The organism is Nitrosomonas marina (assembly GCF_900111605.1).
In the GTDB taxonomy this organism is placed as follows: domain Bacteria; phylum Pseudomonadota; class Gammaproteobacteria; order Burkholderiales; family Nitrosomonadaceae; genus Nitrosomonas; species Nitrosomonas marina_A.
Window position 1 is genome coordinate 36,888 of record NZ_FOIA01000023.1, and the last position, 23,127, is coordinate 60,014.

Genomic DNA, 23,127 nt, shown 5'->3' on the forward strand with positions numbered 1-23,127 from the left:
TAAATCCGGCAATTTATTACAACGCAGCAGATTGTTCAACTGAAATTTCAAGAAACGCAGGGCGAACAACTGTGGCGACTATTATCTGAATGGTTTTTTCAAATCGAGTCCCAGACGATCCATGCGGTAGCGCATGGACCGAACCGTTATCCCCAGCAGCTTTGCCGCAGCTGTTCTGTTATAGCGGGTTTGTTCAAGTGCCTTGACGATGGATTCTTTTTCCAGACGGTCCAGATAATCCTGCAGTGGCAGTTCAGGACCGGCCGTGGCCGGTATGCTGTCAGGTGTCTGATGCATTTCCCTGGGTTTGAGCTGCAATTCGTTTTTACCAATTTTTTCGGCGGAACAGAGCGCCAGTGTACGCTCCAGAATGTTTTCCAGTTCGCGCACATTACCGGGAAAGTCGTATCCGGTAAGTGTGTCAAGCGCGCCCTGATCGAGTCGGCAGAGCGGCCTGTTCGTGTCGCGACAGATTTTGGTCAGAATACTGCTTGCGATGAGCGGTATATCCTCACGCATTTGGCGCAGCGCGGGCATATCCAGTTCTATTACATTCAACCGGTAGTACAGATCCTGACGGAATTGCCCGTTTTCAACGCATTCGCCCAGTTTTTTATGGGTAGCGCTGATGATGCGCACATCGATGTTTTTTTCCTGGGTATCGCCTAACCGGCGTACCTGTTTTTCCTGGATAACCCTGAGCAGTTTTACCTGCATGGCAAGGGGTAAGTCGGCGACCTCGTCAAGAAACAGCGTGCCACCGTTGGCGGCCAGAAAAAAGCCGTCGTGGTCTTTGTCGGCGCCAGTGAACGCGCCTTTTTTATAACCGAAGAACTCGCTTTCCATCAGGTTTTCAGGAATCGCGCCGCAATTGACGGGGACGAATGGCAGATCGCGGCGCGCGCTGCGTTCATGAATCATGCGGGCGGCCAGTTCCTTGCCGCTACCGGATTCGCCGCTGATATAAACGGCGGCCTGACTGCGTGACAGTTTCTCTATGGTTAAACGCAGCTCGCGCATGGGTTCCGATTCGCCGAGCAGGGTGCGCTGGTTGCCGGTATTTTTCTCAGGCAGGGCTTCGGTGCGGATCGGCGGCAGACTCAGTGCCGATTTGACCAGGGCGCGAAGCTGTTTCAAAGAAACCGGTTTGGTCAGGTAATCAAAGGCACCTGCTTTCAGCGCCGCAACTGCATTCTCGGCTGTTCCGTATGCTGTGATCACAGCCACTGGCAGTCCGGCGCAGTGTCGGGAAATATACTGTACCAGGTCGATCCCGGTGCCGTCGGGTAACTGCATGTCGGTCAGGCAAAGTTGAAACGGGCGAGACTGCAACAGCGTCCTGGCATCCTGCGTATTCATTGTGCTGATCACTTGCATGCCCATGCGTGCCAGCGTCAACTCGAGCAATTCGATAATATCCGGTTCGTCATCAACAATCAGAACATGCGGTGCTGACTGGTGACCGGCTGGCGACGAGCCGGGAATGTTTTTGTTAAACATGGCAACTGGCATCCTTGCAGATCAACCTGAAAAAGCCGTTTTCAAGATTAACATACTCAAGCGAGGCGTGATTGGCTTCGCACAGCTCCCGTGCAATATAAAGCCCCAGACCGGTGCCATTGGAAGCCGTGGTAAAAAAAGGCTCAAACAGCTGTTTGATCTGGTGCGCCGGGACTCCTGGGCCGTCATCCCCGATATCCAGACAGAGACTGTTGCTGTGACTGCAGCGATCGAACCCGATTGTAATACTGCCTTGCTGTTGTCGGCAATGCCGCCAGGCATTGCGGCATAGATTCCAGAGAATCTGGTGCAGATGGTTCCGGTCAAAGTCGATTCGGCAAGTAGAATCATCCAGTGTGGTGTCCAACTGAAAAACCGTATGGTCGATTTTTTCGGTCAGACAGAAATCGTTCACAAAATGCCGGATAAATTCCGTGGCATCGATGATTTCTGATTTGACTTTATCACGACGGTTCAACTGCAGAACGTCCTGCACAATTCTGTTCAGACGTTGTGTGTTGTCGTGGATAATTCGCAGCAGACGGCGATTACTGTCAATTTCGCTGTGACTGCCGTTGCCGGCATAGTGTTCGTCCTCTTCGAGCAATTCCGCTGCATGACTGATGGATGACAGCGGGTTCCGGATTTCATGGGCTATGTTTGCTGTGAGCCGACCCAAAGCGGCCAGCTTTAACTGCTGTATCTGCGACTGGAAGCGGCTGGTATCCTCCAGATAAATGATAACGCTTGCATGCGGGTTATTTTTGATCGAAATGAAACGGGTCCTGACCAGTGTGTTGTTCTGGGGCAGGCGCAGCAGATCGAAAGCAATATTGGTGTTGTCACGCCAGCAGGATAATCTGGATGCGAGTTCAGGCGTATGGTCGGCAAGATTGCAGGGTTCGAAGTAATCGAACTGCGACCCCAGATTCAATAGTTTTTCAGCATATTGATTACTTTGACGTATGTTTCCATTTTTATCGACAACCAGAACCCCTTCCTGCAGATCCTGAATAATCAGCTGATTAATCTGTGCCATATTTGCCAGGTCGATGCCTCGCTCAAAAGCGAGCTTCTCGCTGGCTATCGCCCGCGATGCCAGCCTGTGTGCAAGCCAGGCAACAACGAAGTAGCCCATGCTAAGCAATGCGGCATGGGTTAACTGAGGCGTGTAGGAATCGATATAGAGAAACGCATAAATTTCCTGTAATAAAATACCGATCGTGGCAATTGCCGCAAAAAACAATGCCAGCTTTCCTTTGCTGATCAGGCCGCCGCCAGCCAGGGATATCATGAGTAATATGCCCAGCCCTCCTGCCAGTCCGCCGCTGGCGTAACTCATCACGCAAATAAAAATGACATCGGCGCAAACCTGCTGGATTAACTGCCAGTTAAAATCGGGTTTACGCAATTTGATCAGCAGTGTAAACAGGCAGCTCAATAGCAAATAGAGTGACGCCGTATAAAAGAACAGCGTGTCGTCGTGTGAGCCCAGCGTGGAATATTGAAACGACCACGCGAATATGGCCAGCCCGCAGGTTATGATAATGCGCGAAACGTTGAATAAATAAAGCGAATGCCAGAATGAATCCGGATAGGATGGCGCCGGACTGTTCAGACCGGTTTTAGGTTCAAGCAGTGACGGTGAAAAAATATCCGTAATCACAGTGGTTATGAAGAAGAGTCCTCACGTTGATGTTCGAGGCGGTGTTCATTGCAGCAATAGAATTCACCCTGACTGGTAACGCTTTCGCTTCTTGGCAGGTGTACGCCGCACTGCGCGCAACGCACCATGTCTTCGAGCGATTTTGACGCCGCACTTTCCTCGTCGCTGTTATCTTCCAGATTGTCAGTATCTTCAGATGATCGTGTTTTGATAAGCCAATAAACCAGAACGGCGATCATCAAGAAAAAAGCTAATTTTCCCAAAACAATGTTCTCCTGTATCACATGACTGTTAACAAACGCAGTAGCCAGTATAAACCGTCCATTGTGAATCACATACGGATTTGATTGAAACTGTCGGTTTTGATGCGAAGTTGTATCTGTCAGATGAATATTGCAAGCTTAACGAAAAAAACAAAATTTAATCGCCGGATTAATCGGTGTCTTTGCCGTTTTATTAGTAAACTCGGATCAGGATGAAGAGCAGCTGGCTGCGAGTGAAGTGGAAAGGCTGTCGACAGAAATGATAGTCTAATTTCTGAGCGAATTGAGTGCCGTTAATAAATCGTTACGAAAGAAAGCCAGCATCACAGATAGATAGGTAACTGCTCCGATCGCAATCAATTGCATCAAATGCGGTATATCGCCCGATGAACCGAACAGGTATGGATTAATTGAAATCACGCACAGATACATAAGAATACTTGAGATCATTGGACCGGTAATTGTTTTTAAACAATCGGATGTTTTAATTCCGATGAGTGGGCAGGTTCTGATCAGGTACACTAAGTAGATGAAGGGAAAAACGAGTACCCAGCAGAGGCTAAGCCCAACTGGACCCCATTGAGAACCAATCAAGAAAGCTATCGGCATAACGATGGCTGCGATTAACAGATTGGTTGCGCTGACCCGTGGCATGCCAATTCCCCATAGTAATGGTGTAATAATGTTGCCGAGCGCCCGGAATGGCATGACGAGTACCAGAATCTGTAAAGGAAGGATTGCTGGTTCCCATTTTTCACCCAGAAAAATTTTGACCAGCTCGGGCGCTGTGCATGAAATCCCCAAAAAGACAGGAAATGTAATGACACTGGCCACCTGACTGGCTTTCAGGAAATATACGCCGGTTTTGTCTGTAATCTGCTTGGCTTTTGAGAATGCAGGGAAAGCTATGGACTGGATCAGGCTGGAAAGCTTCTGAATTGGAAATGACGCCAGATGTGAAGCAACGGCGAAATATCCCAGAAGGTCGGCTCCCATGATACGGCCGCCGATCAGTTTGTCGGATTCAGAATGGATATGCCATAAACCGCGTTCCAGCGTCACGAAACTGCCAAATAAAAACAACGATTTTAGACCGGTCAGGGAGAAATCGGGCTTGCACCAGCAAGGCGCAATCAGATTGAGCCCAATCGTTTTTAAGAGATGCGATAACAGCGAACCATAAACCAGAGACCAGACGCCAAATCCATAATAAGCCAATACCAGAGTGAACAGGCTGGATACAATTGTAGTAACAAACTCAATAATCGATCGATGCTTGAAAGCAATTTCCCTGTCCAGTGTTGCGAGGGGCAGCGTCATGAAAATATCAATCAGGAACGTGGTTGACAATACTCTGACGATTGCAGTCAGAGACGGTTCGTCAAAGAATGCCGCAATGAACGGCGCGGAAAGAAACAGACCGGTAAAAATAGTCAAATTCGCTACAATAATCACACCGAAAATGCGTCGCCGCTCTTCCTCGGTCAGATCTTTTTTTTGTACCAGTGGTGCGTCCAGACCCAGTGTGTTCAGTAAAACCAGAAACGAAATAAAAACAGTTGCCATGGCGAGCAAACCGTAATCCTCTGGATTCAACAGCCGTATCACAAAGATGGTAGCCATCCAGCTGATTAATTGACTGGCAAAACGGGCGCTGATCGTCCAGCGAAGTCCAGAAAGTACCTTAGCTTTTATGTCCACTGCAGGAAATTGTGACATTGAATAAACAAATAATTGCGTTATGTCTTGATTGGATTGGGATTATTTATTTGGAAACTGCGATGATGTCGTAATTGACTGTTTCGACCTGTGAAAAAAAATCTTTATCCAGTTGCAGGGTAATTTCGGGTTTCTCGCAAATTGTAAACTGGCAGGGTTTGATGTCGTTCAGCTGACGCAGTATTTCAATCGGGTCGATATGTGTTCTCTTGGCAACCAATGGGTGTGCTTCAAGATCCACTACAAATTGCCTGGCGTTGGCCAGTGTGTTGGTGGCGCCCAATATGGCGTCCAGTTCGCTACCCTCGACATCGAGCTTCAGAACTACGCTTTTCTGTGGCGCTATTCCCAGGTCGTCTATGGTATATATTGGAATATCGCCGTCTTTTGACTCAGAGATGAATCGGGCATGATCGTCATCCGGCAGATAATCAGGACTGTTCAGTTTGCCCGTGCCCTTGATTCGACCTATTGCGCCAAATTTTGCCTCTGAAGCGACTGGCAGGCGGCGATAATTCTCAGTCAGGATATCAAAGGCTTTTTTATTCGGTTCGATCGCGATGAAGCGTTCTATATTGTCGGTGTGGATTGCGGTAAGTAACGACATCATGCCGATATCCGCGCCACAATCGACAAATACAGCGGGGTCAGCAAGTGTATCGATTGTACTGGCAAGCAGCCGAACGGTCGGTGCATCGTATTGCAAAACATCCTCTCCGTCCCACCATGTGCCTGAGCGGTTGAGTGGAACATTGATCGTGATGCGTTCATTTAACCGGTATTCTGCGGTTTTATTGAGCAGTCCCAGATTTCCGGCAGTATTCAGCAGGCGGTAACCGCCCCGAATATGATTCCTGATCATCCATTTTCCCAGACGAAAATACCATGGAGGGCTTGAAATAGTTGATTTCATATGGCTACCTATAACAGCTTGTTATTGTTTCTCAAATAAGGAATCGATTACGGTTTTGTGCGGCCTTGTCTATTAGTTGCGCCAGTATACTATTTTTCATATGTTTGATGTTTCGTTTGGCAAGAGATGGTTGTCAGCGCACGAGCCTGGATTGTTGTGCGTGCAGGCGAAGTGTGGACGCCTGTGTATCTGATAATGCCTCTGCACTGAGCAGAATAATCTCTATCTCTTCGATAATTTCTTCCTGTCGAACCTTGTTATATTGCAGTTGTAAATTTTCCACGTTTTTTTCCAGACGATGTATGGCGTTTTCCATATGCTCCAGGCGCATGTGGTTTTCCACCATCAGGGATGAATAAAATATCTGGTGCAGCGCAGCATACAGATACTGATCGGTCAATTGCGCCAAAAATTGAGAGGGTTTCAGGTGCAACTGCGGCGGGTATGCGAAATCGGGCGCTTTCTGTGGTGTTTCGAGTGGCAGTAATTGCCGGAACCTTACTGTTTTTTCATAATTATCATGATAGACAGCACTGATCCGGCCAATTTTTTCAAGTTTGAATTGCTGCTGTAACTGGTTGAGTATCTCCGCCAGGTGCAGTAATGTAACCTGGATTTCTTCGGATACACTGTGACCGCTGATACTTGCCACCACGCGCTTATCATCCGTAAATTTGGTCAGCAACTGATTCCCGACAACTACGAACAGCGAATTGCCGTCCAGGCTATCATGAGTTCGCACAAACTCACCTAACATTTTATTAAAGTCGCCACAAAAACCACGCTCTGAGCCGATCACAATCCAGAGATGCTGAAAATCGTCCGGTATAGTCTGCAGGTGCCCATAAAAACCGAGAAAATCGTGTGATAAGGATTCGATACTGGTGATCACACGTTGCTGGGTAGATAAAAAAACATCCAGTTTGCGGATTTCCAGCAGCGCCATATTTTTCATTGCGCTCAGAATTCCTTTTATTTCACCCAGGGTGGCAATATGTGTTTTTATATCATGCCGCTTGCTCATTGCGATACTGTTTTAACCAGGCGTTGATAAGCCGCTTCCATTGGTCGCGTCCTGAATCAATATTCAAATCCGAGTTGTCCACCTGTTCCTGTAGATACTTCAGTGCGGACCTGATGTGTTCTTGCGGGATTGCATCGAATAAGCCTTCATTGTAGGCGATCAACCATGCCAATTGATATTCGATGGTTACAGGAGACAGCGATTCCTGTTTGAGGATTTCGCGAAGGAGTTGACCGCGCTGTATCCGTTTTTCCATGCTTTTATCCAGCTTGGTGCCGAAGCGCGTGAAGATCTCCAGTTCCAGAAATTGCAGATAATCCAGTTTCATACGCCCGGCTTCTTTTTTGATCACCGGGTGTTGCGCTTTGCCGCCGATACGCGAGACCGAGCGGGTGACGTCAATTGCGGGTAAAAAACCGCGCACAAAAAGGCGATGATCCAAATAGATCTGGCCGTCAGTAATCGAAATCAGATTAGTGGGAATATACGTGGCAATTTCGCCCTGTTCAGTTTCGATGATAGGCAGGGCCGTCATGCTTCCGCCGCCCTGACTGACTGAAAGGCGCGTTGAGCGTTCCAACAGGCGAGAATGCAAGTAAAATATATCCCCCGGGTAGGCTTCACGCCCAGGTGGTCTGCGCAATAACAGGGACAATTCACGATAACTGCGTGCATGTGCGCTGAGATCGTCATACACAATCAGCGTGTCGCGCCCCTGTGTCATCCAGGCTTCGGCAACTGTACACCCGGCAAAAGGTGCCAGATATTTCAGCCCCGGCATTGCGTTTGCCTCGGCAACGACAATCACGGTGTAAGCCAATGCGCCTGAACGGCGCAGCAAGTCAATGGTGCTGGCAACGGCGGAGCGCTTCTGGCCGATGAGTACATACACGCAATAAACTTCTTTTCCGCGTTGATTGATGACGGTATCGATTGCAAGTGTACTCTTACCGCAGCCGTTATCGCCAATGACCAACTGACGCTGGCCTTTGCCGACGGGAATGAGCGTGTCAATGATTTTGTTGCCGGTGTAGATGGGTTGGGAAACAAAATCGCGTGAAATAATGGGCGGTGAGCGCATATCCAGTAAACGGTATGCCTCGAAGGTTAACGAGCCCGCACCATCCAGAGGTCTGCCCAGCGGGTCGATTACCCGACCCAATAAAATATCCCCGGTGCCAATTTGCAAACGATTGCCTGTTAGAAAAACAGATGTGCCAGCGGTGAGTTGGGTCGTTTGCTCCAGCAGGATAGCGCCTACCCGGTTACGCCCCAGATGGAAAACCTGGGCGGTGCTGCCATCTGCAAGACGAACCATTTCGTCCAGGCAAGCGGACGGTAATCCGCTGATCCAGGCTATGCCGTCACCGACTGAAATGACCGTGCCTTGTTCAGATAAGCGTAACCTGTAGGAGTATCGGGACAACCAGTCGGCCCGTCTTGCCATCGGAGATTCAGCTGGCTGGGCCTTGGCCGAAGGGGTTTTATTTTTCATGCTGCAGCGGTTGACTGAAAAACTTCAGTTCGTCACGTAAGTTGGCATGTAAAACCCAGGGGCCGACCGTTATCTGGAAGCCGGCCAGTAACGTTTCATTGCATTGAAAATCAATCGAGAGTTCGGTCTGGCATTGTTCACACAAAACGCGGGACAGGGTCTGTTTTTGAGTGTCTGTCAACGGAAAGGCACTTTGTACAAGTATAGATGTTGCATGGTCAGCAGTCGCTTCAGAAATTACATGCTTATCTGCTTCATCAATATTGGCGAGATCTTCAAGCAGTAATGCAAACAGGTGTGTTTCGAGTTCGGGTGTTGCCAGTCGGGACAGTAGCTTGCTGACAAATTTGGTGCCTTGCGCAATTGCTTTTTCTTCAATCTTTTTTTCATATTCGATGCGTCGGCGCTCTTCAAGGATTCGACGGCGATCACTTTCATCATCAAATTTTTGATTTAGTTCGGCAAGTTTTTTCTTGCGAATTTCTGCCAGTTCCGCAGACAGTTGCGCATGTGCTGCTTCCTTTTGATTTTCCCACTCGACCAGATATTGTTCGTTTTGCTTTTTGAGTGAAACAGCTTCTGCTTCAATGCGTCTCGCATCCGCCATGGCCTGATCGATATCGGCGCGTCGTTTATCGATAATGTTTAATACGGGTTGATAAAGAAACCGTTTCAGGATCCAGATCAGGATCAGAAAATTGATGATCTCAAGAGTAAAAGTGGTCCAGTCGAAATCCATCTGCTGCGTATGAATACAGTCGCGAGTTATTGAACGAGATATTCCAGCAACGGATTGCGGAACAGAATGATCAGCACAACTACAAGTACATAAATTGCCAGCGATTCAATCATTGCCAGACCGATAAATAATGTACGAATAATGGATTTTTCGGCTTCGGGCTGGCGAGCGAGTGCGTCGAGCGCCTGGCTGATTGTGCGCCCCATTGCATGCGCCGGGAACATCATGCCGATAGCAACGGCGAGTGCAGCGCATACGGTAGAAAATATGGTAAACCAGGCCATGTCACTCATTGTTGTTTTCCTTTTTACTGTATTGAGATTGCATAGCGCCGGCAACATAAATCAGTGCCAGCATTCCGAAAATATAAGCCTGTACCAGTGCTTCGACAATATGTAGCATGAGCAGTGGAATCGGTACCAGTAACCCGGCGACGATTAATACCAGCAGTGCCACCAGCTCCAGGCTCATGATATTGCCAAATAAACGTACGGCCAGCGCGATTGTGCGCGTTGCTTCACTGATCAAATGAAAAGGCAGCAACAGTGGGGTCGGGCTTAAATAATGTTTTAAATAGTGACGGATGCCGTTGTGGTAGATGCCAAACCAGTGTACTGACAAGAAGACCAGCAGGGCGAGACCGGCTGTGACGGACAGATTGCCGGTTGGCGAGTGCAACAGTGGAATCAAACCGGTCAGATTGGCTATCACAAGATAAATCCACAAGGTTGTGATAAACGGCAGCAGTTCGCGCGCATGTTCGGGTAATACGGATTGTATGGCGGCTTCGCTGGCCGAAACAATGCCTTCCAGTAACGTTTGCATGGGGCCGGGTTCAAGTGACAGATTTCTGGTGGCGAGCCAGCAAAAGACACCAAGCCCCAGCATGATCCCCCATGTCGTGATGACGATGGATGTAATGCCAAACGGTCCGATATAAAATGCGGCAGTGGTTGTTTCCATTATTTGTGTTCTCGCACGAACAGGTAAACATTAACAATGCCAATAATAATGCCGAGCAGCATCAAACCTATTGTCCAGTGGATGGAATAGCCTTCAGTCCGGTCGTCCAGCCAGTTGCCGAGGTAAATTCCCGCCAGGACCGGTAAAATGAACAATAATGACAATGTGCCCATAAAGATGGTTTGTGCGATGAGCGTCGATCGTTCCTTCTCGGCCTTTTTCATCCGCTTGATTTGTTTTTCAACAGTTTTTTTTAACTGCCTGTCGTTCATTGCTCTATTGCCTATAAGTGAGCGCCGCTTCGTTTTATTTCCCACAGGCGGCGGAACATTTCCTGTTCAAGCTGATTCAGGCTGTTTTTTATCGTTTGCAGTGCCTGCTCTTCCGCCAGCAGTTGCTGCATGAGCCCGGCGCTGATACGTTCATAATCACTGTCGCACAAAAAACGTCGCGAATTGAGATACAGTTGATTGTCAAGAAAGTAAAGAATTCCGCCCGGAAATGCAAGATAGTACCAGTCGTCATTGTGGGTCTGGTAACGCGCAAGGCCGTAATCGAGTGCAGTCATCATCCGTGCGTGGCCTGCAAGAATACCAAAACTGCCCGATGCGTCTGCGCCGACAAAGCTGGTTGCTTGTTTTACTACAGTATATTGCGTCGCGCTTTGCAGGTGCAAAGTGAACGTTCTCATGACAATGCTCCCATGGTGCCTCGCATATAACACTGTTCTTCCGGAACAGTATCGAAATCACCGCGCACGAAAGCCTCGCAATCGGTCAAAGTCTGTTCCAGCTTGACCGATGCGCCCTGAATACCGCTGTGTGACCCCATAACGTGAAAAGGTTGTGTCAAATAGCGTTGCAGTTTGCGTGCGCGCATCACAATGCGGTGATCTTTTTCAGACAGCGCTTCCATACCCATCATTGCGATCATGTCTTCAAGTTCCTGATACCGTGCCAGATGTTCACGCACACGCTCTGCGACTTCATAGTGGCGATTACCCAGAAACACGCGGTCCATCATTTTGCTGGATGAAGAAAGCGGATCAACAGCAGGGTAAATACCTTTGGCGGCCTGATTGCGCGACAAAATTATCGTGGTGTCAAGGTGTGACAGAATTGTGCTGACGGCCGGATCCGTCATATCGTCAGCAGGTACATAAACGGCTTCTACAGCTGTGATATTGCCTTTGTGTGTTGAAATAATACGTTCCTGCAACTCCGCGACCTCGCTCATCAGTGTCGGCTGATAGCCTACCGTGGCCGGCATGCGCCCGAGCAGACCGGAAATTTCACTGCCAGCCTGTACGAAACGAAAAACATTGTCCATCAGCAACAGGATTTCCTTGTGCATGGAATCACGCAAATATTCGGCATAAGTCAGTGCTGACAGTCCCACGCGGAAACGAATACCCGGTGACTCATCCATTTGTCCAAACAGCATGAGCGTTTGCGGCATGACGCCGGCTTCGCGCATTTCATGCCACAATTCATGGCCTTCGCGAATACGTTCACCAACACCGGCAAACACCGACACACCCTGGTGCAAGTTGACGATCGCATGCATGAATTCCATGATCAGCACGGTTTTGCCCACGCCGGCACCACCAAACAGTCCGGTTTTTCCACCTTTGATAAACGGGCACAGCAAATCGATGACCTTGATTCCGGATTCGAGGATCTCGGATGCAGGCACCGTTTCAGAAAGCAATGCCGGCGGTGCGATAATATTACGCATTTCCGTTGTTTTCAGCGGCGGTTTGTCATCAAGAGGCATACCGAACATGTCAAGTATGCGGCTCAGGCAATCCTGTGTGACCGGAACGCGTAAAGGTCCGCCGCTGTCGAAAACAGTCATTCCACGTTTCAGGCCACTGGTTGAATGCAAAGCGATGGCGCGGGCGCGCTGCGCGTCCAGGTGCCGGTATACCTCGAACAGGTAGTGCTGATGGTCTAAACTGCAAAACAAGGCCTGGTGCAGTGGTGGCAGGCGTTCGCAGACAATATCAACAACCGGGCCGTGAACCTCTTCAATATGCCCGATAGGTGTTCTCGAGTCTTCAATCGCCTGAACCATTTGCTCCATAATCGTGTATCTCGGGTTCGTGTGCGCAAAAGCTTTGTTATACCCTAAACTTGTTACAGTATACAAACAAAATACTATCGCAGTAATTCTGACATTCGACGTATGATGTTTTGCTTCAATGTGAATGGCCGTATAATCAGCTCCCTTGACATATTTTATATATTGAGCACATGCAGGAAAACTGGCGTAATTTTCTACAAACCCAGCATGCCTTGATCGAGAACGGGCAGGTTGTGCATTTCGGCGACCCGGTGTCGGAGCTGGAGCATGCGCAGGCAGGTACGATACTGGTCGACCTGTCGCATTACGGTTTGCTGGGTTTTTCAGGCGCGGATGCGGGTGTGTTTCTGCAGAATCAGTTAAGCTGCGATATCAGAGAAGTCAACGCGAATCAGGCGAAATATGGCAGTTACTGCACACCAAAAGGGCGCATACTCGCGAATTTCATCATTATGCAAATAGACGGTGAATGGATGCTACAGCTTCCCGTGGATCTGTGCACGTCCATTCAGAAACGGCTATCCATGTTCGTGTTGCGATCGAAAGTTGATATTCATGATCGCAGCGGGCAATACGTGCGCATTGGTATTGCGGGTGCACAGGCCAATAAGCTTGCCAGGTCAATGACTGGCGCCGAGCTCGACCTGAATACCGGTTCAGCGTTGAAAATCATCCACGGCGCACATGCCCATGTGATATGTCATGCACCCGACCGTTTCGAGTTTATCGTTTCTGAGAAGGATGCGCAGGAATTATGGTATTTATTTAATGGCAATGCCCGTCCTGCGGGTGCAGCCTGTTGGCGCAGGCGGGAAATACACGAAGGTGTTCCTGTTATTACCGCGGCAACACAGGAGCAGTTTCTGCCGCAAATGATCAATCTGGACATAATTGGTGGCGTCAGTTTTAAGAAAGGGTGTTATCCGGGGCAGGAAATTGTTGCGCGCACACAATATCTCGGTAAGCTCAAGCGTCGCATGTATCTGGCAAAGATTGCGACAGATGAGCCCGTTAACGAAGGGGATGATGTGTTCGATACAAAAATGCAGGATCAGTCCTGCGGCACTATTGTGAATGCAGTGCCTTCAGTTGAGGGGGGATATGACGTACTTGCAGTCATACAGCAAAACAGCATTAATGCAGGCAGCCTCAGCTGGCGCAAACCAGGCGGTCCGGCGCTCATTATTGGCGCGTTGCCATATTCACTGGATTGATGATTCGCCGCTGAACAATGAATTGAGTCCGCAGCAGATGGTCTGGGCTGAATCCGTGCAGACATCCGGTCAGCATTTACTGGCAGTCATTAACGATATCCTTGATTTTTCAAAAATAGAATCCGGTTTCATGCAATTGGAGTCGGTCGATTTTATTTTGATTGGTTGCGTCTTGTTGATGATGCTGTTGTCATGTTTTCGCAACAAGCTAAAAGCAAGGGGATGGAGCGGGCAGTTAAGTTTAAGCCGCCGAATATGCCATTAAATCTGTATGGTGATTCGTTTAGACTCAGGCAAATTATTAATCTGATCAATAATGCCATTAAATTCACATAGCAGGCTGAAGTCATCGTGCGAACGGTGAAAATGGATGAAGCTGAAAAACAAATCAAAATACGGTTTTGTGTAGAGGATGCCGGCATTGGAATTGTGCCTGATAGTGATGTTGAAATTTTTGAACATTTTCCCTGGCGGATGCCAGAACGACGCGACAGTATGGCGGATCAGGTCCGGGTGCGGCAAATTGCCGGTTACTTGTAGAATTAATGGGTGGCCGTATCTGGGTCGAAAGTGGTCCGGGGAAAGGGTCGCGTTTCTATATTGAAGTGCAATTAGACAAGGCGTTAGAGCCGATACTTGATCAACATGCAAGCGAGCCACTCACCGACATACCGGTTTTAGTCGTCGATGACAACCGGGCCAATCGTGAAATTCTGATGAGCCAGTTGGCAGGCTGGAAAAATGCGAGTTGAATGTGCAGCTGATGGCGGTGAGGCGCTACAGGCTATGGAGCGGACCATGCAGAATAATTTATTATTCCTGCTGGTTATTGTAGATTTGCATATACCCGAAATGAACGGGCTACAGCTTGCGCACGCCATACAGGCAAATTCTCAGTATGACCGACCCAGCCTGTTGATGTTGGTTTCAGCAGGTTGCCAGTTCGATGTTGCAGAATGTCGGAATTGAGGTAGCATTTGCCCTGAACGGTCAGGAAGCTTATCAGATGGTACAACATCAACAGTATGATCTGGTATTCATGGATTGCCAGATGCCGGTTATGGACGGCTATGAAGCTACCCGTTTGATACGGCAATTGCCAGAATATGCTGGGTTGTCTATCGTGGCTTTGACGGCTAATGCACTGTCGGGCGATCTGAAGAAATGCCTGGATGCCGGTATGAATGATCTGCTGGCAAAACCCTTTTCTTTGGCGCAACTGCGTGCGATGCTGGAAAAGTGGCTCCCTGACTCAAAAAAGGGCAGACAGCTCGACAGACTGAATGAAGAACAAGTGGTAAACGGTTGAAACAGATCGAGTTTGATGTCGGCTTTGTGATTAATGAATTGTTGGGGAAAGTCGTACTCACCGGGTATCGGCTGAAATACCCATAAACACCGTGTAAATACAATAAAGGGAATTCCATGCGAGAAGTGTACGTGCTGAGCGGTGTGCGGACTGCGATTGGCGATTATGGCGGCGCCCTCAAGGGTGTTGCACCGGTTGATCTGGCCGCACAAGTTGTCAGGGAAGCAGTAAACAGGGCTGCGGTCGACCCCGAAGAAATTGGTCATGGCGTTCTGGGCCATGTGATTCACAGTGAAACGCGGGACATGTATCTGGCGCGGGTGGCCTGTATCAATGGCGGGCTGCCGCAGGGAACAGCAGCATTAACCGTCAATCGCGTATGCGGCAGTGGTCTGCAGGCTATAATTTCTGCAAGTCAGGCAATTATACTCAATGATACCGACGCCGCAATTGCGGGCGGTGCGGAATCAATGAGCCGTGGCGGGTATTTGTTGCCCGCATTGCGCTGGGGGCAGCGGATGCGGGACACCGGTGCAGTCGATATGATGGTTGGCGCGCTGACTGATCCGTTTGATCATGTACACATGGGCATTACTGCAGAAAACATTGCGCGCAAATGGCAAATCAGCCGTGAAATGCAGGATGCCTATGCGGTTGAGAGTCATCGCCGCGCTATTCATGCAATTCGTCAGGGGTATTTTAAGGAGCAGATTCTTCCGGTCGAGATAAAAACGCGTACTGGCGTCACTATGTTTGATACTGACGAACATCCCCGTGAAGCTGTGGATTTGGAGACCATGGCGAAACTTAAGCCGGTTTTTTGCGATGATGGTACAGTGACGGCGGGTAATGCATCCGGCATCAATGACAGCGCGGCTGCGGTTGTTTTAATGGAAGGGAAAACGACCGAAAAACGTAATTTGAAACCTATTGCACGTCTGGTGTCTTATGGGCATGCTGGCGTAGATCCGCGGTATATGGGTATCGGGCCGGTACTGGCGGTGCAGCAGGCGCTAGAGCGCGCTCATTTGAAGATGAACGCTATCGATATTATAGAATCTAACGAAGCATTTGCAGTACAAGCCTGCGCAGTGGCAAAAGAGTTACACTTTGATCCGATGAAAACCAATCCCAACGGCGGTGCGGTCGCGCTTGGACATCCCATTGGCGCTACTGGTGCGATACTGACGATTAAAGCGATTTATGAACTGCACCGCACAGGCGGGCGGTTTGCGCTTGTGACACTGTGTATAGGCGGAGGGCAGGGCATCGCGGCAGTGTTTGAACGATTATAACGCGCAAAGGAGGTCGGGTTTTGAAATCGAGTATGGTGATGATGTTACTGGTGTTGCTGGCATTTCCCCTTGATGGCCGAACTGAAAAGGAACAGCAGATTTCAGAACTGGAGCGGGCATTGATGCGCGTCCAGCAGGATGCACAGGCTACTCATCAGCAATTTCTTATGATTCAGGAGTTGCGTCGACACGAAATGCTGGGTTCGCAGCTGGCGGAATTTCCAGATGTCAACATAAAAAGCGGGCCTGCACCAGAATATGAGGAGGCGCTGCAGCAACAGCAGGACAGAAGAGGCCGTATTGAAAAATATACTGTCGATCTTGACAGACTATATGCGCGTTTCAGGGCATTGGAGGAAGAACGGCAAATGTTGATGGAACAGATCAATCAATTGCAGCGACAGCAGTCGGAGTGAGCGGAACGCAAGTAAAGCATCGATATTATTATTCCTTGGATTGCTCTTTCCATTTTGCATAACATTCCAGGCTGCAATAATGCAGAACGTAGTCGCTGGCTTCGCCGCTTTTAGCTTCGGATAATGGGATTTCCTTTAAGCACACTTCGCAGGCAACCATTTCCGGGTCGATCGGTTTTAGTTCTTCATTCATGATTTATCCTCGTTACGTTAAATATTGTCATTGAGTATTCTCCAGATAATATACCGCTGCACCCAGTAAAATCAAAATCATTTCGAAAACGGTCAACCATATCAGGATGGCGACGATGCGCCGGCCCATAGGCCGCATTGGTTGCCAGACATAACGCATGTAGGCGCGCCACAACCGATAACGCGACCACTTGTTCCAGTTGATCAGATACTGCTGTAAATCGCCGGCCCAGGCGGTGATGCTTTTATCTACAAGGTGCAAGTATTGTTTGCGTGCATCTTCGGACATGCCGTCATAAAAATCGGTAATTGTCAGTTTTGTTTGGCAGGGATGCTGATTCCCCTGAGGAAGTGACAGTGGTTCAATAACAAATGTTGTTCGGGTTTTTAAGCCTTGTTCGTAGTCGATCTGGATACCATCGGGCAAGGGCCTGACTGTAAATGTCAGTTCAAAATTGAATGGCGGTTGCTGGCTGATGTTTTGGCCTGTGCAATGGTAGCGATTGTGACCGGTCTTTTGCCATCTGTTGAAATTGACCATCGGGTTGATACGAAACAGACGCTCGATGTCCTGACAGAACAGTTTAAGCGCTGCAGTGTCCAGTGGCGTGTGTAATATGGCCCATGCGGCATCCTGATCGCTGTCCGGTTTGTGTAATATGGATGATTTTTCGTTCTCGCGCTGTGATATCACGGTGCTGTTGGCGGTGTTATTTTGGGTAGGGAGCGACCAGTATTGCTGTCTGCATGGCAGTCACGAGCTGTTTGGTCAGCATTGTGGATCGTAACGCCATCAAATCAGGCATGCGCCGTGGTCGTGGCGACCCGAGGACAACCAGATCGTATCTCTGCTTTTTTGTGCACTGCAACAAAGCCTGATCGGGTCTGCCAAACTGAATCAGACTGCTGTAAGTGCAGGCGGATGCAGAAATCTTGCGGTGCAATCGTTGGCATTGCTGGTCGATTTCCCTGCCCAGTTCGGTTTGCAGATAGCTTTGGAACTGATCCCGGGTAACGCCGTTATTGAGCCAGTCATCGCCAGTCATCCCTTGCCAGAATTCGGGTACTACGATCAGGTGATCGATCATTCCGTTGTCGGCGCAAATCTGTAAAGCCATGTCTTCAGCCGCAATAGCACCCAGAGTACCGTGGCTTGCAAGCAGAATATGTCTGAACAGCAGCATAGCGTTCGGAAAGTTTTGAAGTCTTAGGATGAAAAGGCAGGCAATTGACGGCTACCTAATAGATGAAGTATATAGCCATGGCCAGAAGAAAAGCCAGTATAAGGGCTATCAAATCCTCTTTACGGTCGCTGCTGAAAATCGACAAGGCTGAACCTCGTTCAAAAGTTTTGATCTCTTTGTTCTGCATAACACATCTCCATGATTAATTGTATTTTATACGGTATCACCAATGAGCAGGATGACCACAATCAGTGACAAGGCCGCTTTGATAAAACCGACAATGCCACCAATAATCGCTGGCTCTCCGCCCGCCTGCTTCATTGAGCTGACCGTGATCTGCATACCGAGACCGACCAATCCAAATGCAAACAGCCAGGTAATCCATTGACGAAACGCTTCGATTTTCCTGGCGGTGTGTCGCACCGCGTCATGTGCGGCGCTAAGAATGGCAGTGGCTTCATCGGATAAAGTGCCGGCATTGATAATGCTGCGAATGGCATTATCATCTTCAATCGTCATGATTTTTCCGTTTTTGATCAGGCGGTTTACTGCAACGCGGTCCTCATTCTCGTCGATAACGATTATTTCAGCGCGCAATTGCTCGGTCTGTTCGGCATTTAACAGGTTCTCCTGTTTGAATCCCTGTGCCGGCGTATTGCCGAAATATTTACCCTGGTAATGGCTGGCCGGCGCAAACATTCCTGTTGTGGACAATGCAAACATAAGGATAAAACCCAGCACAAATACAGGAAATTTTGTAATGATTACCTGCCCAACGTTAATTCCGGATGAGGTTGTGCCAGATGAGGTTGTGCCTTCTCTTTTGACGTACCAGATGGCCAGCCAGAGCACGATAACCGGTAGGATCAAGACGCGAGTGATATTGAAAATTTCAGCCACCATCAGCGTCTCTATACCATCGGGCTGGAAAGCCAATGCTGCGCCTACGACCTGGGCAGAGTTCAAAATACCCGTGCCTGCCCACGCACCGAACTGTACATAACTCATGTCCAGCAAGTGGCCGATAATGGGAAAAGCAAACATGCAGCCAACGCCCCATAATAAGATGGTTCCAATTGTATAGGCGATTTCAACGGGTTTTGCCTGAACGACGGGAGCGACTGCTACAGTTGCGGATACACCGCAAACACCCATGCCGGCTGACAGCACACCGCCCATTGAATTGGAAATGTTGCGTCGCGAGCCTATCCATAGCACGATACCTACCGAGCCCAGTACAAAAAAACCTATCATGATAATAGACAGGCCTCCCAGATTTTTCAGTTCGGCTGCGCTGTACAGGGCGCCGAGCAAAATGACACCTGTTTTGAGTCCCAGTCGGGACAGGCGTACCCCATTCCTGGCCCAATCCGGCACTTTGAAAACGTTGGCGATAATAATGCCAGCGACGATGCCAAGGACGACGTAGTTAAGGCCTAGCAATTCGTGAATATATTTTCCAGTGTTGCCGATTAAGCCAAGATCCACACTGATAACCTCGATTTGCGGTGCAATGAACCAGCGTATCAACATGGTTATGAGCAGTATGAGCATACCGCCCGCAATCGTGGAGGAATAGTAATCCAGTTGGCCTTCTTCATGTGGACCCAGCCAATGCCAGCATCCCGTGACGACGGCTACGACGCCAAAATAAAGTGGCAGAGAGCTAATTTCGTTCAGATATTTATAGGGTTTTCCCGATGATAGGTGTGCCAGTACCGGGTTTAATAACCCCGTGTCCACACCGAACCAAATGGCAAGCATCAACAAGCCGATGATGAGCAGCGCAGGTTTTTTCTGGGTATAAATCATGATATTTAACCGATGAGTAATTGTGCTTGAATAGTCAGCATTCTCAGCCTGTAATTATATAAAATAGAGTCTATGTCTGGTAAAAGGGAAGCCTGCTCGCATTTCTTCCGTATCTGGCATCCCGGTGTGAATTGGCCTATGATAAGCGTTATGGGTTGGGTTAACAATCTGTGATGAATAGACGGAGCGGCGGTTGATGGAATGGTTGATTGTTGTAGTTTTTTTGGCATTACTGGGTCTGGCTGGTTGGCTACTCAAACCTGCAAATAAATGCGAGTTGCTTAAGCCCGGCCAGGCTGCACCTGAATTTGAACTGACGGATCAGTATGGTAATACGCAACGCCTGGTTGATTTCAGAGGTAAATGGCTGGTATTGTATTTTTATCCTAGGGATGACACGCCGGGATGCACGCGTCAGGCGTGCGCTTTTCGCGACAATTTTAACAAACTGAAGACACTCGAAGTCGAAGTGGTCGGTGTCAGCGTTGATACAGTAAGCAGCCATGATCGTTTCGCAAACAAGTTCGGTCTGAATTTTTCGTTACTGGCTGATACGACAGCTGAAACGGCTGCGCGCTACTGCTCACTTTTAAATTTAGGTATTGTAAAATTCGCTAAACGCAATACTTTTCTGATTGATCCGTTTGGCAACATAGTCAAGGTTTACTGGTCAGTACAGGCGTCGCAAAACGCAGGTGAGATTGTTTCAGATTTGAAGCATCTGAAACAATTGGCCCATGTTGAGGCATGAATGGTTTGGGATGCGTATCGCAAGCCTGAAGGTCTTGTGTTCGCTGAGTATATAGGATTACGCGTTACGCTGATTGTGATCAGCAATTGCAGATTGTGCTGATTGAATAGGACGCTATATCCCGGGCAGGAGAGAATATTATGGCAAATTTTACTGAAGAGCAACTGGCTCAGATCAAATCCGCGTTACACAAACGCTATCTCGAATTGCAGAAAGAAATTCGCAATGAACTCGTACAAAGCGGCGAAGAATTTGATATCAGACAGGCGGATGATATCAATAATATCCTGGCTGACGTTGATACTGCACTGGTTGACAAGCAGATAAACGAAATGCGGGAGCTTGAAATGTCAGAGAAGTATCTGATGGAGCTGGAGTTTGGTGACTGCGTTGATTGCGGTGAAGAAATCGGCTTTGAGCGACTTATTGCCAATCCCTCCACACAACGCTGTATAGAGTGTCAGCGAAAGTATGAGAAATTATATCCGCATGAGTCAAATCCATCGTTATAACGGTGTTCTGGCGTGCTTATTGTTTATGCTCTTTGCTTTTGAGTAAAATCATAACTGCACCGCCACCGCCATTTTCCGGACTAGCCTGACAGAACGCCAGCACAGCTGGATGCTGTGCCAGCCAGTTGCCGACGCTGTATTTTAATACAGGTATACCGTCTTGCGAGCTGAGGCCTTTTCCATGGATGACTCTTACGCAGCGAAGGTGCTTTTGCAATGCAGCATTCAGAAAATCAGTCATGCGATGTTTTGCGACATCTTGAGTGAGTCTGTGCAGGTCGATACTGTCACAAATGCGCCAGTAACCGCGTTTCAGACGGCGTAATGTCTGGTGTGAAACACCCGGTCCTGAATAAGACCATTCATCGTCGGCACTTATCTCTGGAAGATTGGCATCATTTGCGTTAGCAGTTTCGAATGCCGGGTCGTACAGTATGAAAGGGTTTTTTTTCCGGGGATGGGGAGCCGGTTTCTCCGGTTCCAGTATAGTCCTGTCAGAAGCGGTCAGCGGCACGACATGTTTCATTGCTTCATAAAACTCTGTTATGTCGTCATTAATTGCTTTGGCCGCTTCTTTTTTCTTGGACATCTCGTTGTTTACCACAAACTATCAGGTCAATTGATCAAAATACTTTTCAGCATCCAATGCGGCCATACAACCGCTGGCTGCACTCGTTACTGCCTGCCGGTAAATATGATCCTGCACGTCTCCGGCTGCAAATACGCCCGGAATGCTGGTGGCGGTCGCATTACCCTGACTGCCGCCCTGGGTCAGAATGTAGCCATTTTCCATTTTAAGCTGGTCGACAAAGATATCTGTATTGGGTTTGTGTCCGATAGCAATGAAAACACCATGCAAATCAATGGCCTTTAAGCTGTCGTCCTGTGTGCTTTTGATGCGCATGCCTGTCACGCCGCTATCGTCTCCTACCACTTCATCCAGTACGTAGTTAAGTTCAAGGCGGATGTTCCCATTACTGACTTTTTCCATCATTCTGTCTATCAGAATCTTTTCGGAGCGGAATTGTTCCCGGCGGTGCACTACAGTGACGGATTTGGCGATATTGGATAAATAAAGTGCTTCCTCGACAGCGGTATTACCACCGCCGATTACAGCAACATCCTGCCCCTTGTAAAAAAAACCGTCACAGGTGGCGCAGGCCGATACGCCGCGTCCCATGAATGCCTCTTCGGAAGGAATGCCAAGATATTTCGCGGTCGCTCCAGTGGCGATTATCAATGCATCACATGTGTATGTACCCTGATCACCAACCAGTGTCAGCGGTTTATCCATCAGCCTGGCAGTATGAATATGATCGAAAATGATTTCGGTATTAAACCGTTCGGCATGTTTCTGAAAACGCTCCATGAGTTCAGGACCTTGTACTCCCATCGCATCGGCTGGCCAGTTATCAACATCTGTAGTTGTCATCAACTGGCCTCCCTGTTCCAGTCCGGTGATGATGACGGGGCGCAGATTAGCACGCGCTGCATAGACAGCTGCTGTATAACCGGCAGGGCCGGAGCCGAGAATTAACAATGGACAGTGTCGTGTTGTTGTCATAATTTATATGTTTCTTTGTCTATGAAATTCAAAATAAATCCGGCAACTATACTGAGTAACGCGCATGATCTCAAGTTGTAGCTGCAGTCCATTGTCGCTAACCAAAAATAATGTAGTGATAGATATACAGAATGCGCTGTAATTATTTTATTGAAAGAGTTTTTATAAACAAACGGTTATGGCATAAATGCTAGATGGTAACGGGGATGTGAGAGTATAAGCGGCTTATACTAATATGGCAGAGTAGCGTAAAATAAGGGTCTTGAAACTACGCCCTGGTAGCTCAGTGGATAGAGCAACCCCCTCCTAAGGGGTAGGTCGCACGTTCGATTCGTGCTCAGGGCGCCAATAAATCAAAGATTTAGACTGTCCGTCACTGTGCTGTCGATGCGCACGCCTTTGGCGCATTCAATCCTGGCGTCCAGCGCACCACTAACAAGCAATTGATTGATGCGCTCCCATGTTTCTGCACGTATCAGACTGATTACTCCCTGTAAGGCTGATGCCTTCG

The 23,127-nt window shown here is 48.5% G+C and carries 29 protein-coding genes and 1 tRNA gene; 11 read left to right on the top strand and 19 right to left on the bottom strand.

All coding sequences use genetic code 11. The features are described from left to right. Window positions 1-81 precede the first annotated feature (81 nt). The 13 genes from BMY62_RS10895 to atpD form a co-directional block, all read right to left on the bottom strand. The gene (locus BMY62_RS10895; protein WP_090659605.1) at window positions 82-1,500 is read right to left on the bottom strand and encodes a sigma-54-dependent transcriptional regulator; all 1,419 of its coding nucleotides are present in this window, start codon (window positions 1,498-1,500) and stop codon (window positions 82-84) included. Beyond that, a complete protein-coding gene (locus BMY62_RS10900) occupies window positions 1,493-3,166 on the bottom strand; it encodes a two-component system sensor histidine kinase NtrB (protein WP_090659608.1) in 1,674 nt (557 codons plus the stop codon). The genes BMY62_RS10895 and BMY62_RS10900 overlap by 8 nt, the downstream gene beginning before the upstream one ends. A gap of 5 nt (window positions 3,167-3,171) precedes the next feature. Continuing rightward, entirely contained in the window at window positions 3,172-3,429 is a 258-nt protein-coding gene (locus BMY62_RS10905) for a PP0621 family protein (protein ID WP_143058795.1), read from the bottom strand. 267 nt (window positions 3,430-3,696) lie between these two features. Beyond that, a complete protein-coding gene (locus BMY62_RS10910) occupies window positions 3,697-5,148 on the bottom strand; it encodes a lipopolysaccharide biosynthesis protein (RefSeq protein ID WP_090659614.1) in 1,452 nt (483 codons plus the stop codon). 46 nt (window positions 5,149-5,194) lie between these two features. Next, a complete protein-coding gene (locus BMY62_RS10915) occupies window positions 5,195-6,061 on the bottom strand; it encodes an FkbM family methyltransferase (protein ID WP_090659617.1) in 867 nt (288 codons plus the stop codon). Window positions 6,062-6,194: 133 nt separating this feature from the next. Next, window positions 6,195-7,085 (bottom strand): F0F1 ATP synthase subunit gamma, encoded by an 891-nt coding sequence (locus tag BMY62_RS10920; RefSeq protein ID WP_090659620.1) that lies wholly within the window; start codon window positions 7,083-7,085, stop codon window positions 6,195-6,197. Then, window positions 7,069-8,580, bottom strand: coding sequence for a F0F1 ATP synthase subunit alpha (locus BMY62_RS10925; protein WP_090659623.1), 1,512 nt, complete (start codon window positions 8,578-8,580; stop codon window positions 7,069-7,071). Before BMY62_RS10925 ends, BMY62_RS10920 begins: the two co-directional genes overlap by 17 nt. Further along, complete coding sequence (locus BMY62_RS10930) at window positions 8,570-9,319, bottom strand: F0F1 ATP synthase subunit delta (protein ID WP_090659627.1); 750 nt, start codon at window positions 9,317-9,319, stop codon at window positions 8,570-8,572. Before BMY62_RS10930 ends, BMY62_RS10925 begins: the two co-directional genes overlap by 11 nt. Window positions 9,320-9,345: 26 nt before the next feature. Then, entirely contained in the window at window positions 9,346-9,612 is a 267-nt protein-coding gene (locus BMY62_RS10935) for an ATP synthase subunit c family protein (protein WP_090659630.1), read from the bottom strand. Further along, window positions 9,605-10,282 (bottom strand): F0F1 ATP synthase subunit A, encoded by a 678-nt coding sequence (locus tag BMY62_RS10940; RefSeq protein ID WP_090659633.1) that lies wholly within the window; start codon window positions 10,280-10,282, stop codon window positions 9,605-9,607. The genes BMY62_RS10935 and BMY62_RS10940 overlap by 8 nt, the downstream gene beginning before the upstream one ends. Beyond that, window positions 10,282-10,554, bottom strand: a complete 273-nt coding sequence (locus BMY62_RS10945; protein ID WP_090659636.1) for an AtpZ/AtpI family protein — start codon at window positions 10,552-10,554, stop codon at window positions 10,282-10,284. Before BMY62_RS10945 ends, BMY62_RS10940 begins: the two co-directional genes overlap by 1 nt. Window positions 10,555-10,565: 11 nt before the next feature. Then, window positions 10,566-10,973, bottom strand: coding sequence for a F0F1 ATP synthase subunit delta/epsilon (locus BMY62_RS10950; RefSeq protein WP_090659639.1), 408 nt, complete (start codon window positions 10,971-10,973; stop codon window positions 10,566-10,568). After that, entirely contained in the window at window positions 10,970-12,367 is a 1,398-nt protein-coding gene (gene atpD, locus BMY62_RS10955; protein ID WP_090659642.1) for a F0F1 ATP synthase subunit beta, read from the bottom strand. The genes BMY62_RS10950 and atpD overlap by 4 nt, the downstream gene beginning before the upstream one ends. 170 nt (window positions 12,368-12,537) lie before the next feature. Between atpD and ygfZ the strand changes: the two genes are divergently transcribed. The 8 genes from ygfZ (at window position 12,538) to BMY62_RS10990 (ending at window position 16,601) form a co-directional block, all read left to right on the top strand. Further along, window positions 12,538-13,581: a CAF17-like 4Fe-4S cluster assembly/insertion protein YgfZ gene (gene ygfZ / locus BMY62_RS10960; RefSeq protein WP_090659645.1), complete on the top strand. Its 1,044-nt coding sequence runs from the start codon at window positions 12,538-12,540 to the stop codon at window positions 13,579-13,581. A gap of 37 nt (window positions 13,582-13,618) precedes the next feature. After that, window positions 13,619-13,846, top strand: coding sequence for a hypothetical protein (locus BMY62_RS10965; protein WP_177170364.1), 228 nt, complete (start codon window positions 13,619-13,621; stop codon window positions 13,844-13,846). 101 nt (window positions 13,847-13,947) lie between these two features. Then, window positions 13,948-14,121: an ATP-binding protein gene (locus tag BMY62_RS15960; RefSeq protein WP_177170365.1), complete on the top strand. Its 174-nt coding sequence runs from the start codon at window positions 13,948-13,950 to the stop codon at window positions 14,119-14,121. Then, window positions 14,049-14,333, top strand: a complete 285-nt coding sequence (locus BMY62_RS10970; RefSeq protein WP_090659650.1) for an ATP-binding protein — start codon at window positions 14,049-14,051, stop codon at window positions 14,331-14,333. The genes BMY62_RS15960 and BMY62_RS10970 overlap by 73 nt, the downstream gene beginning before the upstream one ends. Continuing rightward, the gene (locus BMY62_RS10975; protein ID WP_090659653.1) at window positions 14,323-14,550 is read left to right on the top strand and encodes a response regulator; all 228 of its coding nucleotides are present in this window, start codon (window positions 14,323-14,325) and stop codon (window positions 14,548-14,550) included. The genes BMY62_RS10970 and BMY62_RS10975 overlap by 11 nt, the downstream gene beginning before the upstream one ends. Then, complete coding sequence (locus BMY62_RS10980; protein ID WP_090659656.1) at window positions 14,528-14,890, top strand: response regulator; 363 nt, start codon at window positions 14,528-14,530, stop codon at window positions 14,888-14,890. Before BMY62_RS10975 ends, BMY62_RS10980 begins: the two co-directional genes overlap by 23 nt. Window positions 14,891-15,006: 116 nt before the next feature. Beyond that, window positions 15,007-16,185, top strand: coding sequence for an acetyl-CoA C-acyltransferase family protein (locus tag BMY62_RS10985; RefSeq protein WP_090659659.1), 1,179 nt, complete (start codon window positions 15,007-15,009; stop codon window positions 16,183-16,185). Window positions 16,186-16,205: 20 nt separating this feature from the next. Continuing rightward, the gene (locus BMY62_RS10990; protein ID WP_143058798.1) at window positions 16,206-16,601 is read left to right on the top strand and encodes a hypothetical protein; all 396 of its coding nucleotides are present in this window, start codon (window positions 16,206-16,208) and stop codon (window positions 16,599-16,601) included. A gap of 28 nt (window positions 16,602-16,629) precedes the next feature. Here the strand turns inward: BMY62_RS10990 and BMY62_RS10995 are convergent, their stop codons facing one another. The 4 genes from BMY62_RS10995 to BMY62_RS11010 form a co-directional block, all read right to left on the bottom strand. Continuing rightward, on the bottom strand, window positions 16,630-16,794 hold the full coding sequence (locus BMY62_RS10995; protein ID WP_090659665.1) for a DUF3330 domain-containing protein: 165 nt from the start codon (window positions 16,792-16,794) through the stop codon (window positions 16,630-16,632). Window positions 16,795-16,821: 27 nt separating this feature from the next. Then, window positions 16,822-17,487, bottom strand: coding sequence for a hypothetical protein (locus BMY62_RS11000; protein WP_090659668.1), 666 nt, complete (start codon window positions 17,485-17,487; stop codon window positions 16,822-16,824). A gap of 16 nt (window positions 17,488-17,503) precedes the next feature. Further along, window positions 17,504-17,977 (bottom strand): universal stress protein, encoded by a 474-nt coding sequence (locus BMY62_RS11005; protein ID WP_090659671.1) that lies wholly within the window; start codon window positions 17,975-17,977, stop codon window positions 17,504-17,506. Window positions 17,978-18,190: 213 nt separating this feature from the next. After that, complete coding sequence (locus tag BMY62_RS11010) at window positions 18,191-19,789, bottom strand: YeiH family protein (RefSeq protein WP_090659674.1); 1,599 nt, start codon at window positions 19,787-19,789, stop codon at window positions 18,191-18,193. A 196-nt stretch (window positions 19,790-19,985) separates the two neighbouring features. On the opposite strand from BMY62_RS11010, the gene BMY62_RS11015 reads away from it, so the two are divergent. Both BMY62_RS11015 and BMY62_RS11020 read left to right on the top strand, forming a co-directional pair. Then, window positions 19,986-20,540, top strand: a complete 555-nt coding sequence (locus BMY62_RS11015) for a peroxiredoxin (RefSeq protein ID WP_090659677.1) — start codon at window positions 19,986-19,988, stop codon at window positions 20,538-20,540. Between the two features lie 140 nt (window positions 20,541-20,680). Next, the gene (locus BMY62_RS11020) at window positions 20,681-21,052 is read left to right on the top strand and encodes a TraR/DksA family transcriptional regulator (protein ID WP_090659680.1); all 372 of its coding nucleotides are present in this window, start codon (window positions 20,681-20,683) and stop codon (window positions 21,050-21,052) included. Between the two features lie 16 nt (window positions 21,053-21,068). Here BMY62_RS11020 and BMY62_RS11025 read toward each other — a convergent pair whose 3' ends face one another. Next, complete coding sequence (locus BMY62_RS11025) at window positions 21,069-21,641, bottom strand: Smr/MutS family protein (RefSeq protein WP_090659683.1); 573 nt, start codon at window positions 21,639-21,641, stop codon at window positions 21,069-21,071. 21 nt (window positions 21,642-21,662) lie between these two features. Then, the gene (gene trxB / locus BMY62_RS11030) at window positions 21,663-22,616 is read right to left on the bottom strand and encodes a thioredoxin-disulfide reductase (RefSeq protein WP_090659685.1); all 954 of its coding nucleotides are present in this window, start codon (window positions 22,614-22,616) and stop codon (window positions 21,663-21,665) included. 272 nt (window positions 22,617-22,888) lie between these two features. On the opposite strand from trxB, the gene BMY62_RS11035 reads away from it, so the two are divergent. Beyond that, window positions 22,889-22,964: transfer RNA gene (locus BMY62_RS11035), tRNA-Arg, on the top strand. The last annotated feature ends 163 nt before the right edge of the window (window positions 22,965-23,127 follow it).

Excerpts from the sequence above, each read along its gene's own strand:
- BMY62_RS10940 (WP_090659633.1), bottom strand. The coding sequence starts at position 10,282 with ATGGAAACAACCACTGCCGCATTTTATATCGGACCGTTTGGCATTACA.
- BMY62_RS10925 (WP_090659623.1), bottom strand. The coding sequence starts at position 8,580 with ATGAAAAATAAAACCCCTTCGGCCAAGGCCCAGCCAGCTGAATCTCCG.
- BMY62_RS11005 (WP_090659671.1), bottom strand. The coding sequence starts at position 17,977 with ATGCTGCTGTTCAGACATATTCTGCTTGCAAGCCACGGTACTCTGGGT.
- BMY62_RS15960 (WP_177170365.1), top strand. The coding sequence starts at position 13,948 with ATGGATGAAGCTGAAAAACAAATCAAAATACGGTTTTGTGTAGAGGAT.
- ygfZ (WP_090659645.1), top strand. The coding sequence starts at position 12,538 with ATGCAGGAAAACTGGCGTAATTTTCTACAAACCCAGCATGCCTTGATC.
- atpD (WP_090659642.1), bottom strand. The coding sequence starts at position 12,367 with ATGGAGCAAATGGTTCAGGCGATTGAAGACTCGAGAACACCTATCGGG.
- BMY62_RS10920 (WP_090659620.1), bottom strand. The coding sequence starts at position 7,085 with ATGAGCAAGCGGCATGATATAAAAACACATATTGCCACCCTGGGTGAA.
- BMY62_RS10980 (WP_090659656.1), top strand. The coding sequence starts at position 14,528 with ATGTTGCAGAATGTCGGAATTGAGGTAGCATTTGCCCTGAACGGTCAG.
- BMY62_RS10995 (WP_090659665.1), bottom strand. The coding sequence starts at position 16,794 with ATGAATGAAGAACTAAAACCGATCGACCCGGAAATGGTTGCCTGCGAA.
- BMY62_RS10985 (WP_090659659.1), top strand. The coding sequence starts at position 15,007 with ATGCGAGAAGTGTACGTGCTGAGCGGTGTGCGGACTGCGATTGGCGAT.
- BMY62_RS10935 (WP_090659630.1), bottom strand. The coding sequence starts at position 9,612 with ATGAGTGACATGGCCTGGTTTACCATATTTTCTACCGTATGCGCTGCA.
- BMY62_RS11010 (WP_090659674.1), bottom strand. The coding sequence starts at position 19,789 with ATGATTTATACCCAGAAAAAACCTGCGCTGCTCATCATCGGCTTGTTG.
- BMY62_RS10910 (WP_090659614.1), bottom strand. The coding sequence starts at position 5,148 with ATGTCACAATTTCCTGCAGTGGACATAAAAGCTAAGGTACTTTCTGGA.
- BMY62_RS10945 (WP_090659636.1), bottom strand. The coding sequence starts at position 10,554 with ATGAACGACAGGCAGTTAAAAAAAACTGTTGAAAAACAAATCAAGCGG.
- BMY62_RS11025 (WP_090659683.1), bottom strand. The coding sequence starts at position 21,641 with ATGTCCAAGAAAAAAGAAGCGGCCAAAGCAATTAATGACGACATAACA.
- BMY62_RS11020 (WP_090659680.1), top strand. The coding sequence starts at position 20,681 with ATGGCAAATTTTACTGAAGAGCAACTGGCTCAGATCAAATCCGCGTTA.
- BMY62_RS10950 (WP_090659639.1), bottom strand. The coding sequence starts at position 10,973 with ATGAGAACGTTCACTTTGCACCTGCAAAGCGCGACGCAATATACTGTA.
- BMY62_RS10930 (WP_090659627.1), bottom strand. The coding sequence starts at position 9,319 with ATGGATTTCGACTGGACCACTTTTACTCTTGAGATCATCAATTTTCTG.
- BMY62_RS10965 (WP_177170364.1), top strand. The coding sequence starts at position 13,619 with ATGGTCTGGGCTGAATCCGTGCAGACATCCGGTCAGCATTTACTGGCA.
- BMY62_RS11015 (WP_090659677.1), top strand. The coding sequence starts at position 19,986 with ATGGAATGGTTGATTGTTGTAGTTTTTTTGGCATTACTGGGTCTGGCT.
- BMY62_RS10915 (WP_090659617.1), bottom strand. The coding sequence starts at position 6,061 with ATGAAATCAACTATTTCAAGCCCTCCATGGTATTTTCGTCTGGGAAAA.
- trxB (WP_090659685.1), bottom strand. The coding sequence starts at position 22,616 with ATGACAACAACACGACACTGTCCATTGTTAATTCTCGGCTCCGGCCCT.
- BMY62_RS10895 (WP_090659605.1), bottom strand. The coding sequence starts at position 1,500 with ATGTTTAACAAAAACATTCCCGGCTCGTCGCCAGCCGGTCACCAGTCA.
- BMY62_RS10975 (WP_090659653.1), top strand. The coding sequence starts at position 14,323 with ATGCGAGTTGAATGTGCAGCTGATGGCGGTGAGGCGCTACAGGCTATG.